Source organism: Xanthomonas euvesicatoria pv. euvesicatoria (assembly GCF_020880415.1).
GTDB classification, from domain to species: Bacteria; Pseudomonadota; Gammaproteobacteria; order Xanthomonadales; family Xanthomonadaceae; genus Xanthomonas; species Xanthomonas euvesicatoria.
Genome location: NZ_JAJIUJ010000082.1, coordinates 1 through 14034, shown reverse-complemented (window position 1 = coordinate 14034; position 14034 = coordinate 1). Strand labels below are relative to the sequence as shown.

Genomic DNA, 14034 nt, shown 5'->3' with positions numbered 1-14034 from the left:
GCATCTCTTCCGCACGCTGAGCGAGGTCCGCGAACAGACCGAACACTGGCTTGCCGACTACAACCAACAGATCCCGCACGACAGCCTGGGCGGACTAACGCCCGCTGAGTTCCGTGATCAACATCAACCGCAGACCTCTAGTTTTAGCTGGCATTGAATTGCGGGGAGTCGACAGGAGCAGTTGGGGTTTGCGGTTGGGTGCAAGCTGCAGATCACTGCACGTGCGGGCAAGTTGGTGGTGACGGTGGTGGAGCGCTGAGCTGGGTTTTGGGTGTGGTTGTTGTCTGGGGGCGCTGCCCTGGGGGCGCAATGGGTAAGGCCGTCGCGCCCGGGTGCGCTCCTACGGGAGTGCGTGTGGTGGTCAGCGATGGAAGGCCAATGTTGCGATGACGCCGCGCTGCTGGCCTGGGCGCACGCTGACCCGCCAGCCGTACAGATCACAAAGACGACTGACGATCGACAAGCCGATGCCGCCGCCTTGCGAGTGGCCGGCGTGGGTCCCGCGGTAGCCGCGCTGGAACAGTTTGGCGGCGTCTTCTTCGCTCAGGCCGGGGCCCGAATCGATCACTTCCACTGCATCGCCCAGCACGCGCACGCGCACCTGGCCATCCTGGGTGTATTTGACGGCGTTGCCGATCAGGTTGCCGAGCGCGACCGACAGGGCCGATTCCGGGGCATCGATGACCAGGTCACGCACGCCTTCCAGCACGAGCTCCAGAGGTTTTCCACCGAGCTGCGCGCGGTGCGAGTCGATCAGTTGTTCGGCCACCTTGGCGACATTGCTGCTGCCCTGCCCGCGCTCGTTGCGCGAGAGCAACAGCAACGAGCCGATCAAATCGCTGCATTGCTGCTCGGCGCGCTGGATGCGTTGCAGCCGCTGCAACACCTTTTCGTCCAGGTTCGGTTTGGTCAGCAGCAGCTCGGTAGCGCCGCGGATCACCGCCAGCGGCGTGCGCAGTTCGTGACTGACGTCGGCGTTGAATTCGCGGTCGCGCTGCACCACTTCGGTCAGACGCGCCGAGTAGTCGTCCAGCGCTTCGGCCAGCTGGCCGACTTCGTCGTCCGGAAAATGCGCCGCCAGCGGTTTGGGTTGGCTGGTGCCGCCACGATAGGCCCGCAGGCGCGCAGCCAGATCGGAGACCGGGCGCATCACCTTGGACGCAGACCACCAGCCGATCAGCAGCGAAAACCCGCTGAACACCAATACCGACAAGATCAGGGTGCGCTTGAGCTGGATTTCGCCCTTCAACGCCTGGGTCATGTCGTAGGCCAGGAAGAACCATTCGCTCGGCGTTTTGCGCACCGCCAGCTTGTACGAATAGGTATTGCCGCTTTCGTCGACGCCGGTGATGGTGTGGATGCCGTCGGGCAGCTGGTACCATTCCGGTTGTTCGCGGCGCAGCGCTTCGAACTTGTCGCTTTTGACCACGCGCCCGCGCATCTGCTGCAGGGGCAGATCGGGATTGCGCATCGGATCGGAGTAAAAGCGTTGCGCGAAGGCGTCGATGTTGCGGTTCATCACGTCTTCCACCAACTGGTTTTCCACGCGCGAGCGCGCCCAGTTGGTGGCGAAGGCGAACAGCGTTGTCAGGCAGAAGCCCAACAACACGAACGACAGAATGATGCGGCTGCGCAGGCGCCGCCGATAGCGGCCGCGCCTGCGCGCCGGCCGCGTCTCGCTCGTACTTTCAGGCATCGGGCGAGGCGATGCGGTAGCCGATGCCGTGGCGGGTCTGGATCATCGGCACATCGAACGGCTTGTCGACCACGGCGCGCAGGCCGTGGATATGCACGCGCAACGAATCCGAATCGGGCAGTTCTTCGCCCCACACGCGGGTTTCCAGTTCCTGGCGCGTGACCACCGCCGGCGAGGCTTCCATCAGCGCCTGCAGGATCTTCAGCGCAGTCGGGTTGAGTTGCAGCAGCTTGCCGCGGCGACGCACTTCCAGCGTATCCAGGTTGTATTCCAGATCGCCGGTTTCCAGCACGCGGGTGTGCACACCCTTGCCGCGACGCGACAGCGCGTTGAGGCGTACCTCCACTTCCTGCAGCGCGAACGGCTTGATCAGATAGTCGTCGGCGCCGGAGTCGAAGCCGGCCAGCTTGTTGTCCAGCGAGTCGCGCGCGGTCAGCATCAACACCGGGGTCTGCTTGCGCGCCTCGTTACGCAGCTTGCGGCAGACCTCGATGCCATCCATGCCAGGCAGGTTGAGGTCGAGCACGATGGCGTCGAACTCGTGCACCACGGCAAGGTGGAGGCCAGTCACCCCGTCGGCGGCGAAGTCCACCGTATGACCACGGTCTTCGAGGTAATCGCCGAGATTTGCGGCGATATCGCTGTTGTCTTCAATTACTAGAATTCGCACTGGAACCTCGTTCGTTAAGCTGTTTTTAGCGCTGGCGCCGAGAAATTTCGTCTTGACTCACCGTGGTCTGACGGCGCCGCTGGGCAGCCGTCATGCACTGTTTCGTACTCATCTGCGACCCGGTCGCGCGCTCGCGCCGACAAATCAGCCGGCTATCTTCGCGTGCCTTGGTCAAAATTCGGGTGACGAGCTCCTGATCGTTGCGAACCGCTGCCAATTGCTCTGGCTGCAGTGCCTGGATATCTGGCTGCGTCTGGAATGCTGCTTCGATTCGATCCAGCGCAGCGTTCACCTTAGCGCGCTCATCCTGACTGATCTCGGAGTACTTCTCGCCGTCGGCAAGATCGGCGCGGACCTGCGCCGCCTGAGGCTCGAACGGCTTGTCCAGATCGAGCACCACCGCCGATGCATGACCGCTCATCAGGCCCGCCGCGAGCAGCAGTCCCGTAACACTCCATCGTTTTGCCATGCGACGCCTCCTTGCCCGACCGATTTAACATTGGCGAATGTAGACGCGAACCCCTACAGCGGCAAGCCGTCCATAAAAAGGCCCAAGTGCGACACCGCACTTGGGCCAAAAGTTCATCCCGATCACCGTCACTGCCGAGAGCGGAGCTACGGTCGGGAGAGGCTAGCGAGGCCGTAATTAGATTTTCGTTAATTTTTTGGTAAAGCCGTTAGCCGGCCGATCGGCGGACGGACTGCTCCAGGTGCTGGACAATCGCCGCGGCGACGTCCACGCCGCACACGCCTTCCACTCCTTCCAGACCTGGGGTGGAGTTGACCTCCAGCACCAGTGGGCCGCGTTTTGACCGGATCAGGTCGACCCCTGCCACTGTCAGGCCCAAGGCGCGTGCCGAGCGCACCGCCACCTCCTGCTCCTGCTCGGTTGCCTCGGTCACGGCTGCAGTGCCACCCAGGTGCAGATTGGACCGGAAATCGCCTTCGGCCGCCTGGCGGCGCATTGCTGCGACGACCTTGTCGCCGACCACGAAGCAGCGCAGGTCGGCCCCTTCGGCTTCACCGATGAACTCCTGCACGATGAAGTTGGCGTACAGCCCGCGCAGCGCTTCGACCACCCCGCGCGAAGCGCTGGCCTTTTCGGTCAGGATCACCCCGGCGCCTTGCGCCCCCTCGTTCAACTTCACCACATGCGGCGGCGGGCCGAGCATGGAGAGCAGGTCCTGGGTGTCGTCGGGGTTGTCGCCGAAGACGGTGACCGGCATGTCGATGCCCTGCGCGGCCAACAATTGGTGCGCGCGCAGTTTGTCGCGCGAGCGCAGGATGGCGTCCGACGGGTTGGGCGTGTAGGTGCCCATGAACTCGAGCTGGCGCAGCACTGCGGTGGCATAGCGGGTGACCGAGGCGCCGATGCGCGGGATCACCGCATCGAAGCCGGTGATCGGCTTGCCCTTGTAGTGCAGGCTGAAGCCGTCGGCGGCGATGCGCATGTAGCAGCGCAACGGGTCGAGGATGCGCACGGTGTGCCCGCGCTTGCGTCCGGCTTCGATCAGCCGCCGGGTCGAATACAGCTTGCTGTTGCGGGAAAGGATGGCGATTTTCATCGCGGCGGGTACGCGGCGCGGCTTGGACATGGGCAGAGTCTGATGACGAAGTGACCCAAGTCCGTACAGTGCAGGCCGATTGCGCGTTCGCGGCAGGCCCGCGATGTACGCTGCGATCAGGCCGACTGCGACGGCCCCGAGAATGAAAGAGCGAAGTACCGCGACCAGTCCAACAACGCTGTGGCTGCACGGCCTCAACCGGATCGATGCTAGCAGGGCGTTGGCGCGTCGCTCAAGCAACGCAGAGGAGTGATTGCGCAACGCTCTTCGCGCGTGCCTTATCCAGATCGCAACCCGTCGGTGGCCTTGCCCGATTGCTTGCGCATGGCCGCACTGTGGCACGCGTGCGCGCCGACGGGACGTTGCGAGGGCACGCCACGTCAACGATTCCGACGGCCGCCCTCACGCCACACCCCTGTTGCCGTAACGCGTTTTGCACAGCTGTAGACGCAATGCTTGAGGCCCCTCAATGCCGGCGTGCCGGCGCATCCGAGACTCTCCATGCGACGTCCAGCAAGCGCGGCCTATGCCAATCCCTCCCGCATCCGTCAGGGGCGCCCGTTCCCACGCGGTGCCGTCTTCGACGGCAAGGGCACCAACTTCGCGCTGTTTTCCGCGCATGCCACGCGTGTCGAGCTGTGCCTGTTCGACGAACAGGGCAACGAAACCCGCGTCGACCTGCCGGAGTACACCAACGAAATCTGGCACGGGTATCTTCCCGATGCCAAGCCGGGCCAGCGCTATGGCTATCGCGTACATGGTCCCTATGCGCCGACCGAAGGTCATCGCTTCAATCACAACAAGCTGTTGCTGGACCCGTATGCGCGCGAGCTGGATGGCGACCTGATCTGGTCCGACGAGCTCTACGGCTACACGGTGGGTCATCCCGATGGCGACCTGAGCTTCGACGAGCGCGATAGCGCACCCTTCATGCCCAAGTGCGTGGTGGTAGAAGACACCTACGACTGGGGAGACGACACGCGCCTGCTCAAGCCGTGGAATGAGACGGTCATCTACGAAACCCATGTGCGCGGCTACACGATGCGCAATCCGCAGGTACCCGAGGCGGTGCGCGGCACCTTCGCCGGCCTGGCCCAGCCGCAGGTACTCCAGTACATCAAGGACCTGGGCATCACCGCGGTGGAGCTGTTGCCGGTACTCGCCTACCTGGACGACCAGCATCTGCTCGACAAGGGGCTACGTAATTACTGGGGCTACAACACCATCGGCTTTTTTGCGCTGAAGTCGCGTTACCTGTCCAGCGGACATCGCGATGAATTCCGCGACATGGTCAAGGCCATGCACAAGCAGGGTCTGGAAGTGATTCTGGACGTGGTCTACAACCACACCGCCGAAGGCAGCGAGCTGGGGCCGACCTTGTCCTTCAAGGGCATCGACAACGCCAGCTATTACCGCCTGGCCGACGACAAGCGCTACTACATCAACGATACCGGCACCGGAAATACGCTGAATCTGAGCAATTCGCGGGTGATCCAGTTCGTCAACGATTCGCTGCGCTACTGGGCCGGCGAGATGCATGTGGATGGCTTCCGCTTCGATCTGGCCACCATTCTTGGCCGCGAGCCGAGCGGCTTCGATCAACGTGGCGGCTTCCTGGATGCCTGCAACCAGGACCCGCTGCTGTCGGAGGTCAAGCTGATCGCCGAGCCGTGGGACTGCGGCCCGGGTGGTTATCAGGTGGGTCACTTCCCGCCGGGTTGGTCGGAGTGGAACGACAAGTTCCGCGACAATGCGCGCGAGTTCTGGAAAGGCGAAGACGGCAAGCTGGCGGAATTTGCGACCCGCTTCACCGGTTCGGCCGATCTGTTCGATCGCCGCGGCCGGCGCCCGTGGGCATCGGTGAACTTCATCACCGCACACGATGGCTTCACCCTGCGCGATCTGGTCAGCTACAACGAAAAGCACAACATCGATAACGGCGAGGACAATCGCGACGGTTCGTCCAACGATGGCTCATGCAACTACGGCGAAGAAGGCGACACCGATAACGCCGAGGTGTTGCAGATCCGCGAGCGGCAGATGAAGAACCTGCTTGCCACGCTGCTGCTATCGCAAGGCACGCCGATGATGCTCAGCGGCGACGAGCGCGCGCAGACCCAGGGAGGCAACAACAATACCTATTGCCAGGACAACGAGATCACCTGGCTGGATTGGGAAAACGATCCCACCGACGGCCGCCTGACCGAGTTCGTGAAATCACTGACCCGTCTGCGCAAGCGATACCCGATCCTGTCGCGGGGCCGCTTTCTCAACGGCCAATACAACGAAGAAGCCGGTCTGCGCGATCTCACCTGGCTCAATCCGGGCGGCATCGAAATGGACGATGCGCATTGGACCGACCCCGCCGCACGTTCGGTGGGCCTGCTGCTGGAAGGCAAGGCGCAGACCTCGGGGGTCAAGGAACTGGCCAATGACGACACCTTGCTCATCGTCATCAATGCTTATCACGAGGGCGTGACCTTCACCTTGCCCTCCTCCGATGAGCCGGTGCACTGGAAGCTGGTGCTCTCCACCGACGAAGCGCTGGAAGTGGACATGATGCCGGCCGGTGCCAGCGAATTCCTGGCCCCGCCGCGCAGCGTGTCGGTCTTCGAGTGCAAGAGCGACCAGTAAAGCCGTCCCAGCAACGCGCACTCAGGAGCGATGCTTGCTTCCTACCGGCATCGAAGAGGCAGCAAGCGTTTTTGTTTCCGACGATGGAATGACGGAGGGGTCTTGCGTGGGCTACGCGGGTTGCGCGTGGCCAGGGTAATGGTGCCGATGGCAACACCCCAGCGAGTCTGTGCGATCTCTCACGTTGGGCCACGTCCTCATTGCTTGCTCCCTGGATCAGGAATCAGTAGGTCAGCATCCATCGCCGGGATTTGCGCGGGAAACACGGCGAACGCTTTCTCGCAATGATTGAGCGCGTGGGTTTTGCTTGAAATCGGGAATTGAATGTGTGGTTTGAAGACACGCGGCTTGCGGCACTCGAGCGTTCATTGCACGGCCAAAAGCCAGCAGATGCCACCAAAAAATCTGCGGCCAACCGGACTTGAAGCGTGCAAACACCACAACATCTATCGCTGCCAGATCATCAAAAGTCCGGCATGGCTCCGCAGACCACCGAAATCAGCCAAGTGTCTTGGAATAACACGCGCAAAGCAGGGCGCTGTGCGCCAGACATTCACCAAAAGATCGAAGGCCCAAAGCAACGCCTTGCCCATTGCGGGCCTTCGACATCCCTTGTGGGGTGACTCAACCCGGATACAGCGGGAAGCGCTTGTCCGGATGATTGGCTTTCCACTCTTTATAAGAGCTGGTGCCTTCCCAGGCCTTGAAGGCGCGCGGCGTACGACCACGGCCGGACCAGGTTTCGCCGGAATGCGGAATCCAGTACTTGGCGACCACTTCGCCGGTGGAAGACAGCGGCCCCTTGGTCTTGCCGGTCATCGCCAGCGAGGCGATCTGGGATTTTTGCTTGGCATTGAAACGGTTGCCGAACTGGGTAAGCACCTCGATCACCTGGTCGAAGGCTTCCAGCGTCTGGGCGTATTTCAGCTGCGCTTCTTCCTGCTCAAGCTTGCGCAGCTCTTCCAGCAGTTGAGCCCGGGCGGCGGCGGTGGGTGAAGCGGGCGAATCCTGGCGCATTGGCAAAACATGAGGTATGGGCGGGTCAACGAGTATTGCCGCTGGGCCGCCCAGCGTAAAGCGCCCGGGCCCGTGCGGGTCTGCTGGCGCTCAGCGATGGCGCAGCAGGGCGTGCTCGCGGGCCATGGTCAGGACCGGGCCGATTCGCCCGGCGCGGATCAGTTCGCTGCAGTGCTTGCCGACGAATTCCACCCGCGGCGTGCGAAACCACTGCACCACCCGATCCAATTCGCCGGCATTGATCGACCAGGCGTGGTAGACCGCCTCGCCCAGCTCCTCCACCCCAATCAGCCCGAGCTCGCGGATCTGTTCGGGATCGAGCGCGAACATGTCCAGGACCTTGCCCGCATTGTCCGGCGTGACATGGCCGGTGCGCACGTGCCTTGCCAGCCCAGCGCCGTAGGCGATCGACGCCACCCACGCAGACTCGGCACGGCGCATCCCCTTGATCAGCGCGCCGACGAGTTGGGAATGGGTGGTCATGCCTGCACTATGCGGCGGCGCTAGAGCCGGCTCAATCGGGATCTCCCCGACTCTGCGCAAGAAAATTCAGAAGCCGGGAGGCCGGCGGGCCTCGGTACGCCGCAACACCATCACCGCCGCGCCGGTCTCCACCCCGCAGCAGCCGCTTCATTCACCGAACAGAAGAAGCGCTCGCCCTTCGCCGGCGAGATGCGCGTCTTTGCATAATCGCGCTGGCCCGGCATATGAAAGATCTTCTTGCCGTCACTGGAGATATTGCCCTTGATCCTGCAATTGCTTGGCGCCGATGCTGCAACCTGGCGCGTGGTTGCTGTCCGCGCCTTCTTGTCGCGGCGGTAATCTGCCGGCATCTGAAACGCGCCCTGCCAGAGATTGCGGCGCTGCTGCTGCGCGAGGCGCTCGTCTACCTCGAACGCGGTAGCGTATTGACGATAGGCGACCGCCCAGCCAGAGCGCACCATCCAGGCATTGACGGACTGCCCCTGCACGAAGCATTCGGCGACCGTGCGGCCATAACGATCGGTATCTTTCGGCTGGCAATGCACGGTCTTGTCCAGCAGATAGCCATCCAATGCCGCTGCAGCGCGGCGGCCGCACGGCCAAGCGCTGCCATCGTGTGCATTGCACTGTTGCGCGCTCTCCGGCGCATCGATGCCCCACAGGCGGATGCGCTGATGGGCAACGGTGATGGTGTCACCATCGGTCACCGTCGCACGACCAACCAGCTCTGCAGCACTTACAGGTAAAGCAATAAGCACCAGTACCGACAACACCCAGCATTTCAACAACTTCAACAGCCACTTCCTTTCCAATCGGCAGACTGCGCTCCGCGTGTCTTGCCTTAGTGCCACTGCAGCCGGTCGGCCTGGTCAAGCATTCCATCGAACCTGACATCTGCGCCGGCAACCAATGCCAGCGCAGGGGCGGGCACTGTATGCCAATCCATCCGCGATGCCCATCCTTTTTGCTCGTTCTTTGTGCAGGCTTCAGATGTCTTCCATGCGCAGAAAAGAGGCAAGCGGTGCGTTGGCACGCAAGACAGCGACCACGCAAATAAATAACAGCCTGACGAAATCTGATCCGATGCAGCTCGGCGCCACGCGCCATCACGGAGCGGTCATTCAAATTCGACGCGACAAACTGAACCCAGAGTACCGGTCAAATTTCAATGTAATCCGAGCATAAACCGCAAGTCACCCCTGAGATTTTTTTCTTTGCGACCATCTGCTCTCACAACGGAGAGCCTTATGAAATGTGATCTTTTTGACGAGCGCATGCTGTTGATCGGTGGCGCGGTGCCGGTTCTATATACTCAACGCGGCATCGTGCTGGCAGGAATCGAACAGCTTGGAATCACGGCGGACTGGTCGCCGGGCACAAGGGCGACAACCACATATGAGAATGAAACAGACGAGGTTGCCGTCTGGTCTTTGATAGTTCGCCCAATGGAATCTGCAGATCGACTGCAGGCGTGGCTTGATGCTCAGCCGGGCTAAGCGGCGCTAGGAGAACAAGAATTGCGGAGCGCGCCGGAAATTGCCGAGCAGCCCAAATCGCTGAAAGTCTTACGGCACGTGGAGCGGGCGATGGGAACAGAATCTTCCCACGCCAACCAATTGATTTTCCTAGCTTATCCCGGAGTGGGGTGATCCAAAAATGATACCTTTGGTGATACCCCGCGTGATACCCGATCATAGCCAAGCGGACGCCAGCGGTTCAAGGCTCACGGCTTGCCAAGCTCACGTCGTTGGCGGACCGGAAGGCACTGTCCGGCTACCCACCGCGTGCGCTCATTCGTGCGTCCACGGCAAGCACTGGACCAACGCTCTCCCAATGGTTCGCGAGTGAGCAGCAGCACAAATATCAGCTTTAGGCATACTTGAAATCAAACCTTTGCACGTATTCAAATTTGTGAAATAGGGCTTGAAGCGAGCTCTTGCGCACTCCCGAATTGTTGATTGGATGAGTCCTCCCCCACACGCAGGAGTTTTCATGACCACCAACCCACAGCAACTCGAAATCGCTGGGCAACTGCTCGCCGGATTGATGAGCCAGACCCTCTCGGACGAACCGCTGGTGCGCCAACGCAATGTCTGCAATGCCTGGGCCTCTGCTGGCGAGCTGATCGTTTACAGCCAGAAGAAGCCGCCCGGCGGAGGCGGCGCCGCTCAATCGTTGGACCACGCCCCTCCCCAGCCCTCCCAACCGGTGCGCACCCGCGAGGCGATCATCTTGCGCGAGTTCCCATCGGTGGAGGAATGGCGCGCGGGCCGGAAGAAGAAGAAAGACGCGCAGCTAGATCCAGTCCGCAGCAAGAAGCGCCCAACGCTTCACTGAACCCTACACGGGCGTGGGTGATGTAATCTTGACAACACCATTGGTTGTTGTCAGGATTACAACATGAGCAATAAGAGCGAGGTGTTGACACAGCGCCGCATCAAGCTCGGTGACGATGCGTTTGCTGAGATACGTATTGTGCTTGTGCCACAGCCCGTGCGTGGCAGTGCCCATAACTACAAATACGGTTTGGCTTACGTGGTCGCCGGGACATGCGTGCTGCGTTACGACAACGAGGCGGGCAAAGGCGATCACAAGCACATAGGCGCGGTGGAAATGCCTTACAACTTCACCACCCTGGACCAATTGACCGATGATTTTTGGGCCGATGTGGCCCTACTGTGAGGACAATATGGAAAAGAACATTCTGACCATTGGAGTTGCCACCATAGAGGAAGTGAAAGCGCAGATGAAAGCTGCAGCGCGCGGAAAAGGCGACGCCGTGCCGCGCTTCACTTTCACAAGCGGCGAAGACCTTCTGCGAACGTTGAATGCCAACCGCTGGAGTCTGCTCGAAGCTCTTGCCGGCACCGGCCCGCTAGGCTTGCGAGAACTGGCTCGACGAGTAGACCGCGACGTGAAAGGCGTCCACACCGACGCGACTGCCCTAGTGGACTGCGGCCTGATTAACAAGACCGAGGCCGGTGCTCTTCACTTACCCTACGACGGCGTGCACGTTGAGTTCGAAGTGCGAGCGGAAGCAGAAGCTCAGGCAGCATAGTTTAAGTGGTGCCATCGCCTGACCATTCAGAACCATCCCCAAAAGAGCCCCGCAGTGCGGGGCTCTTTGGTTTCAGTGGAGGCGCGGCGGTTTGGGAACGTAGACAGGCACCGGAGGGACGGAGACGGCAGGGCTTGGACGGGGCCCGTCCGGTTGATTCCCCATGTCGACCTGGAGGGGATAGCGCTGGAGCATCTCCCGGCTCCAGGCCTCCAAATGCGCCGCGCTGGCCGATGCCTCTTTCTCGCAGAGCGCTTGTTCCTCCGGGGCCACCCTGGCCCTAGCATCGGCCAACTCTGCGCCTCGGGCTTCGAGGGTGCTCAACCGAGGCCCGCGCCGCTGCTTCCAGTCCCCCTGGGTCCATGACGTCCCAGGCTCGGGGTTGTTCGCCAGGAAGTCGTGCCACGCGTTCTCGGCCATGTGGTGCAGCTTCTCCGCTCGGCGCACCGCCAGTAGCCGCCGGGCAAACTTCATGGTGGCTGCCTTGAAGCGCCGCAACCGGCGCAGCAATTCGTTGAGGTCTGGCCGGAGCTGCGCCGCTTCGGCGAAGGCAGTCACTCGCTCCCTGACCCACTGCATCAAGGCCAGGGTTGCTTGGAGCGTCTGAGCCAAGCGGGGATCCGCTTGAACGGCCACTCCCCACTCGTCGCTGGCCTCCTCCGCAAGCTCGGCGACCGAACGTGGCGCGCGCGACGGCGTGGCCTCCTCGGCCTCCATCAGTCCCAGCCCGCGAGCAATGGTCGCCATGCTACGGGACACCTCGATGTGCCCCGCCCCGCGCCTGAGCGGCAGGGACAGCACATCAGAAGGTTGGCGAGCCTCGCGCTTGGCCTGGGCCAGGTTGTGACCGTCGGGCACCGGCATGGCACGCCCTTCCTGCTCGAAAACGGCGATGAGTTTTCGAAAGGTCTCCTCGTTGGTCTCTTCGATGAACTGGTTGGCCTTGAACCGCTCCGAAGGCTGGCCCCGCCGGGCCAACGCCGTGCCGTTCTTGCCGACGTGCTGGGTGGGCTCGCGGGACAGCACGGCAGCGGCGGCCAGGTCGCCGCGCGCCAAGGCATCGTCGGCCTGGGCGGCCAGGCTGCGATGGTCCACGCGAATTTCGAGCGCCGCCCTCTCAAGGTGGGCGTTGATGGTGGAAGCGACCAGCTCGCGGACCCACTCCACCTCCGCCCTGCCCGACGGCCCGCCGTCGAGTTCCCTGGTTTTGTCTGTGAGGCCATCGGGCCCGATGCGACGCGTTGTTGCCAAGACGTGGACGTGCCAGTTAAGGCCATCCTTGGAGCCAGGGCTGTGGATGCTGGCTTGGGCGGCAAACCCGTAACGGGTGACCAGCGCCCTGGTCACCTCGACCGCCAAGGCCGACCGCTGCCCGTCGTCCAGCTCGTGGGGCAACGCAAACTCGAACTCGCGCGCGACGGTCGCATCTTTGCGGCGCTCGGCAGCTTCTGCAGCAGGCCAGAGCTCAGCGGGGACCAGAGCCCAGTCGGGGGCACCTTCGGGGGCGATGCAGCGCGTTTCGACCACGCCGTCTCGCCGGCGGTAGTCGTGGCGCAGGCCGGTGAGCGCGTCCTCAAGCAGCAGCCCAGCGCGGTAGGCGGCCGCTGCGATGGACGAATGCCCTTTGGCGCGACTAAACGTCTTGACGTTGGCGTGGTAGATGGCCATGAGGAAGCGACTCCGAAGCAGTGGGGTTGCTTGGTTTATGCCTCGGCTTTGGATTTTCGCAAGCGCCTTGGGCGCTTGGGGTTCAAGGGGCGAAGCCCTTTGCGCACGCATCACTTGTGATGCCTAGGTGCGCTCTTGCTTCTTTCTTTTAAGCCTTGTTTTTCAGGCTTTTCGATTTTCGAAGCGGCCGAAATTCGAGACCACCTCAACGCTTGACGCGAGCCGTTTTCCTGCTTGACTCATTTCCAAGCGATAGGAGAAACGCATGACCGCAACGAATCACTACCGAGATCAAATTCAGCGGGCCACCGAGCGCTTGGCTCAGCATCAAGCGCGCGAGCTTTTAGCGCAACAGCGCCAAGCCGTGAAGGCCAAGGAAACGCAGCGTCGCGAAGAAGCCAAGCGACGCACACGGGTAGCAGAACTCGTTTTCCTTGCAGGAGCAGAATCGCTGGAGGATGCCGAATTGGTGGGCGCGCTTTTGGCGCACGTGGGAAATCGGACCGACGCGGCAATCCGTAACCAAGCGAGCTCACTCGGCGCGTTGCGAATGGAAATCTCGAACGCCGAAGAAGGTCACAGCACGCATTGAGCCTGCTCGCCCGTCCTGCCATCGCGCGCCAAAGAGTTGCAGCCGCACCGATGGTCGGTTACAACGTGTCTGCCAGTGGGGGCATCCCCAGGTGTTGTGCCCGCGTAGCCTCTAGGCTCCGGGTGCCCGAGGTTCTCCACTAGGAGGCACGGGAATCGAACCTTGATTCCAGGAGCCTTCCATGACCCGCCTTCAATTTCTTCGCACCGTCGCCTTCCATGCCCAACAGGGCCGTTGCTGCTACTGCGAACAGCCAATGTGGCTCACCTACCCAACAGAGCTTGAGCTCTCCCCCCGCTGTGCACGTTACTCCCAGTGCACTGCTGAGCACCTGTTGGCGCAGCAGGACGCCGGCAAAGACACGCGAGGAAACATCGCCGCAGCGTGTTGGACCTGCAACCAGCGCCGGCACAGGCGCAAGAAGCTTCTAACTCCCGAAGCCTTCAAAGCCCTGGTGCGCCGGATGGTTGCAGCAGGCAAATGGTGGCCATCAACGGATGGGGCGACCGCCAAGGGTTCCCATCGAATGAAGCTGGCAAGCAGAGGACGGAAGCAGCCGCTAGACATCTCGATGCCTCTACTAACCGAACGAGGAAAGCAGGCATCACCGCGCAGCCGATGGTGCGCGTAAGTTGATCGCTCTGTATTGCC

The 14034-nt window shown here is 62.0% G+C and carries 16 protein-coding genes and 1 pseudogene; 9 read left to right on the top strand and 8 right to left on the bottom strand.

Features of this window, described 5'->3' with window-relative positions:
* Both LN450_RS14015 and LN450_RS14010 read left to right on the top strand, forming a co-directional pair.
* Positions 1 to 157, top strand: a 157-nt coding sequence (locus LN450_RS14015; protein WP_228892818.1) for an integrase core domain-containing protein, incomplete at its 5' end; no start/stop codon positions are given.
* A gap of 18 nt (positions 158 to 175) precedes the next feature.
* Positions 176 to 259, top strand: a pseudogene (locus tag LN450_RS14010) (SymE family type I addiction module toxin); the annotation flags it as partial.
* Between the two features lie 102 nt (positions 260 to 361).
* On the opposite strand, the gene LN450_RS14005 reads toward LN450_RS14010, so the two are convergent.
* The 4 genes from LN450_RS14005 to rimK all read right to left on the bottom strand — a co-directional run bounded on the left by LN450_RS14005 (position 362) and on the right by rimK (position 3931).
* Positions 362 to 1696 carry a sensor histidine kinase gene (locus tag LN450_RS14005; protein WP_011348346.1) on the bottom strand — a complete coding sequence of 445 codons (1335 nt, stop codon included), beginning with the start codon at positions 1694 to 1696 and terminating at the stop codon, positions 362 to 364.
* Positions 1689 to 2366 (bottom strand): response regulator transcription factor, encoded by a 678-nt coding sequence (locus tag LN450_RS14000; RefSeq protein WP_003490678.1) that lies wholly within the window; start codon positions 2364 to 2366, stop codon positions 1689 to 1691. The genes LN450_RS14005 and LN450_RS14000 overlap by 8 nt, the downstream gene beginning before the upstream one ends.
* Positions 2367 to 2391: 25 nt before the next feature.
* Complete coding sequence (locus tag LN450_RS13995) at positions 2392 to 2835, bottom strand: hypothetical protein (protein WP_011348347.1); 444 nt, start codon at positions 2833 to 2835, stop codon at positions 2392 to 2394.
* A 208-nt stretch (positions 2836 to 3043) separates the two neighbouring features.
* On the bottom strand, positions 3044 to 3931 hold the full coding sequence (gene rimK, locus LN450_RS13990) for a 30S ribosomal protein S6--L-glutamate ligase (protein ID WP_011348348.1): 888 nt from the start codon (positions 3929 to 3931) through the stop codon (positions 3044 to 3046).
* Positions 3932 to 4432: 501 nt separating this feature from the next.
* On the opposite strand from rimK, the gene glgX reads away from it, so the two are divergent.
* Positions 4433 to 6565, top strand: coding sequence for a glycogen debranching protein GlgX (glgX, locus tag LN450_RS13985; protein WP_011348349.1), 2133 nt, complete (start codon positions 4433 to 4435; stop codon positions 6563 to 6565).
* Between the two features lie 624 nt (positions 6566 to 7189).
* On the opposite strand, the gene LN450_RS13980 is transcribed toward glgX, so the two are convergent.
* The 3 genes from LN450_RS13980 to LN450_RS13970 all read right to left on the bottom strand — a co-directional run bounded on the left by LN450_RS13980 (position 7190) and on the right by LN450_RS13970 (position 8862).
* The gene (locus tag LN450_RS13980) at positions 7190 to 7582 is read right to left on the bottom strand and encodes an H-NS histone family protein (protein ID WP_008576847.1); all 393 of its coding nucleotides are present in this window, start codon (positions 7580 to 7582) and stop codon (positions 7190 to 7192) included.
* A 90-nt stretch (positions 7583 to 7672) separates the two neighbouring features.
* Positions 7673 to 8065 (bottom strand): hypothetical protein, encoded by a 393-nt coding sequence (locus tag LN450_RS13975; protein ID WP_008576845.1) that lies wholly within the window; start codon positions 8063 to 8065, stop codon positions 7673 to 7675.
* A 110-nt stretch (positions 8066 to 8175) separates the two neighbouring features.
* Entirely contained in the window at positions 8176 to 8862 is a 687-nt protein-coding gene (locus LN450_RS13970) for a thermonuclease family protein (protein ID WP_074038730.1), read from the bottom strand.
* A 450-nt stretch (positions 8863 to 9312) separates the two neighbouring features.
* Between LN450_RS13970 and LN450_RS13965 the strand changes: the two genes are divergently transcribed.
* From LN450_RS13965 to LN450_RS13950, 4 genes are all read left to right on the top strand, one after another.
* On the top strand, positions 9313 to 9561 hold the full coding sequence (locus LN450_RS13965) for a hypothetical protein (protein WP_011348353.1): 249 nt from the start codon (positions 9313 to 9315) through the stop codon (positions 9559 to 9561).
* Positions 9562 to 10057: 496 nt separating this feature from the next.
* Positions 10058 to 10402: a hypothetical protein gene (locus LN450_RS13960; RefSeq protein WP_011348354.1), complete on the top strand. Its 345-nt coding sequence runs from the start codon at positions 10058 to 10060 to the stop codon at positions 10400 to 10402.
* 63 nt (positions 10403 to 10465) lie between these two features.
* Positions 10466 to 10747 (top strand): toxin-antitoxin system TumE family protein, encoded by a 282-nt coding sequence (locus LN450_RS13955; RefSeq protein WP_011348355.1) that lies wholly within the window; start codon positions 10466 to 10468, stop codon positions 10745 to 10747.
* Positions 10748 to 10754: 7 nt separating this feature from the next.
* The gene (locus LN450_RS13950) at positions 10755 to 11123 is read left to right on the top strand and encodes an HVO_A0114 family putative DNA-binding protein (protein WP_039405676.1); all 369 of its coding nucleotides are present in this window, start codon (positions 10755 to 10757) and stop codon (positions 11121 to 11123) included.
* Positions 11124 to 11195: 72 nt separating this feature from the next.
* On the opposite strand, the gene LN450_RS13945 is transcribed toward LN450_RS13950, so the two are convergent.
* A complete protein-coding gene (locus LN450_RS13945) occupies positions 11196 to 12791 on the bottom strand; it encodes a MobA/MobL family protein (RefSeq protein WP_011348357.1) in 1596 nt (531 codons plus the stop codon).
* A 265-nt stretch (positions 12792 to 13056) separates the two neighbouring features.
* On the opposite strand from LN450_RS13945, the gene LN450_RS13940 reads away from it, so the two are divergent.
* Together LN450_RS13940 and LN450_RS13935 are read left to right on the top strand one after the other, a co-directional pair.
* Positions 13057 to 13383 (top strand): hypothetical protein, encoded by a 327-nt coding sequence (locus LN450_RS13940; protein ID WP_011348358.1) that lies wholly within the window; start codon positions 13057 to 13059, stop codon positions 13381 to 13383.
* A 181-nt stretch (positions 13384 to 13564) separates the two neighbouring features.
* Positions 13565 to 14014, top strand: a complete 450-nt coding sequence (locus LN450_RS13935) for an HNH endonuclease (protein WP_074038482.1) — start codon at positions 13565 to 13567, stop codon at positions 14012 to 14014.
* Positions 14015 to 14034 lie beyond the last annotated feature (20 nt).

Coding starts and splice junctions, on each gene's coding strand:
- LN450_RS13960 (WP_011348354.1), top strand. CDS start 10,058: ATGACCACCAACCCACAGCAACTCGAAATCGCTGGGCAACTGCTCGCC.
- LN450_RS13965 (WP_011348353.1), top strand. CDS start 9,313: ATGAAATGTGATCTTTTTGACGAGCGCATGCTGTTGATCGGTGGCGCG.
- rimK (WP_011348348.1), bottom strand. CDS start 3,931: ATGAAAATCGCCATCCTTTCCCGCAACAGCAAGCTGTATTCGACCCGG.
- LN450_RS13935 (WP_074038482.1), top strand. CDS start 13,565: ATGACCCGCCTTCAATTTCTTCGCACCGTCGCCTTCCATGCCCAACAG.
- LN450_RS13955 (WP_011348355.1), top strand. CDS start 10,466: ATGAGCAATAAGAGCGAGGTGTTGACACAGCGCCGCATCAAGCTCGGT.
- LN450_RS13980 (WP_008576847.1), bottom strand. CDS start 7,582: ATGCGCCAGGATTCGCCCGCTTCACCCACCGCCGCCGCCCGGGCTCAA.
- LN450_RS14005 (WP_011348346.1), bottom strand. CDS start 1,696: ATGCCTGAAAGTACGAGCGAGACGCGGCCGGCGCGCAGGCGCGGCCGC.
- LN450_RS13945 (WP_011348357.1), bottom strand. CDS start 12,791: ATGGCCATCTACCACGCCAACGTCAAGACGTTTAGTCGCGCCAAAGGG.
- LN450_RS13950 (WP_039405676.1), top strand. CDS start 10,755: ATGGAAAAGAACATTCTGACCATTGGAGTTGCCACCATAGAGGAAGTG.
- glgX (WP_011348349.1), top strand. CDS start 4,433: ATGCGACGTCCAGCAAGCGCGGCCTATGCCAATCCCTCCCGCATCCGT.
- LN450_RS13940 (WP_011348358.1), top strand. CDS start 13,057: ATGACCGCAACGAATCACTACCGAGATCAAATTCAGCGGGCCACCGAG.
- LN450_RS13995 (WP_011348347.1), bottom strand. CDS start 2,835: ATGGCAAAACGATGGAGTGTTACGGGACTGCTGCTCGCGGCGGGCCTG.
- LN450_RS13975 (WP_008576845.1), bottom strand. CDS start 8,065: ATGACCACCCATTCCCAACTCGTCGGCGCGCTGATCAAGGGGATGCGC.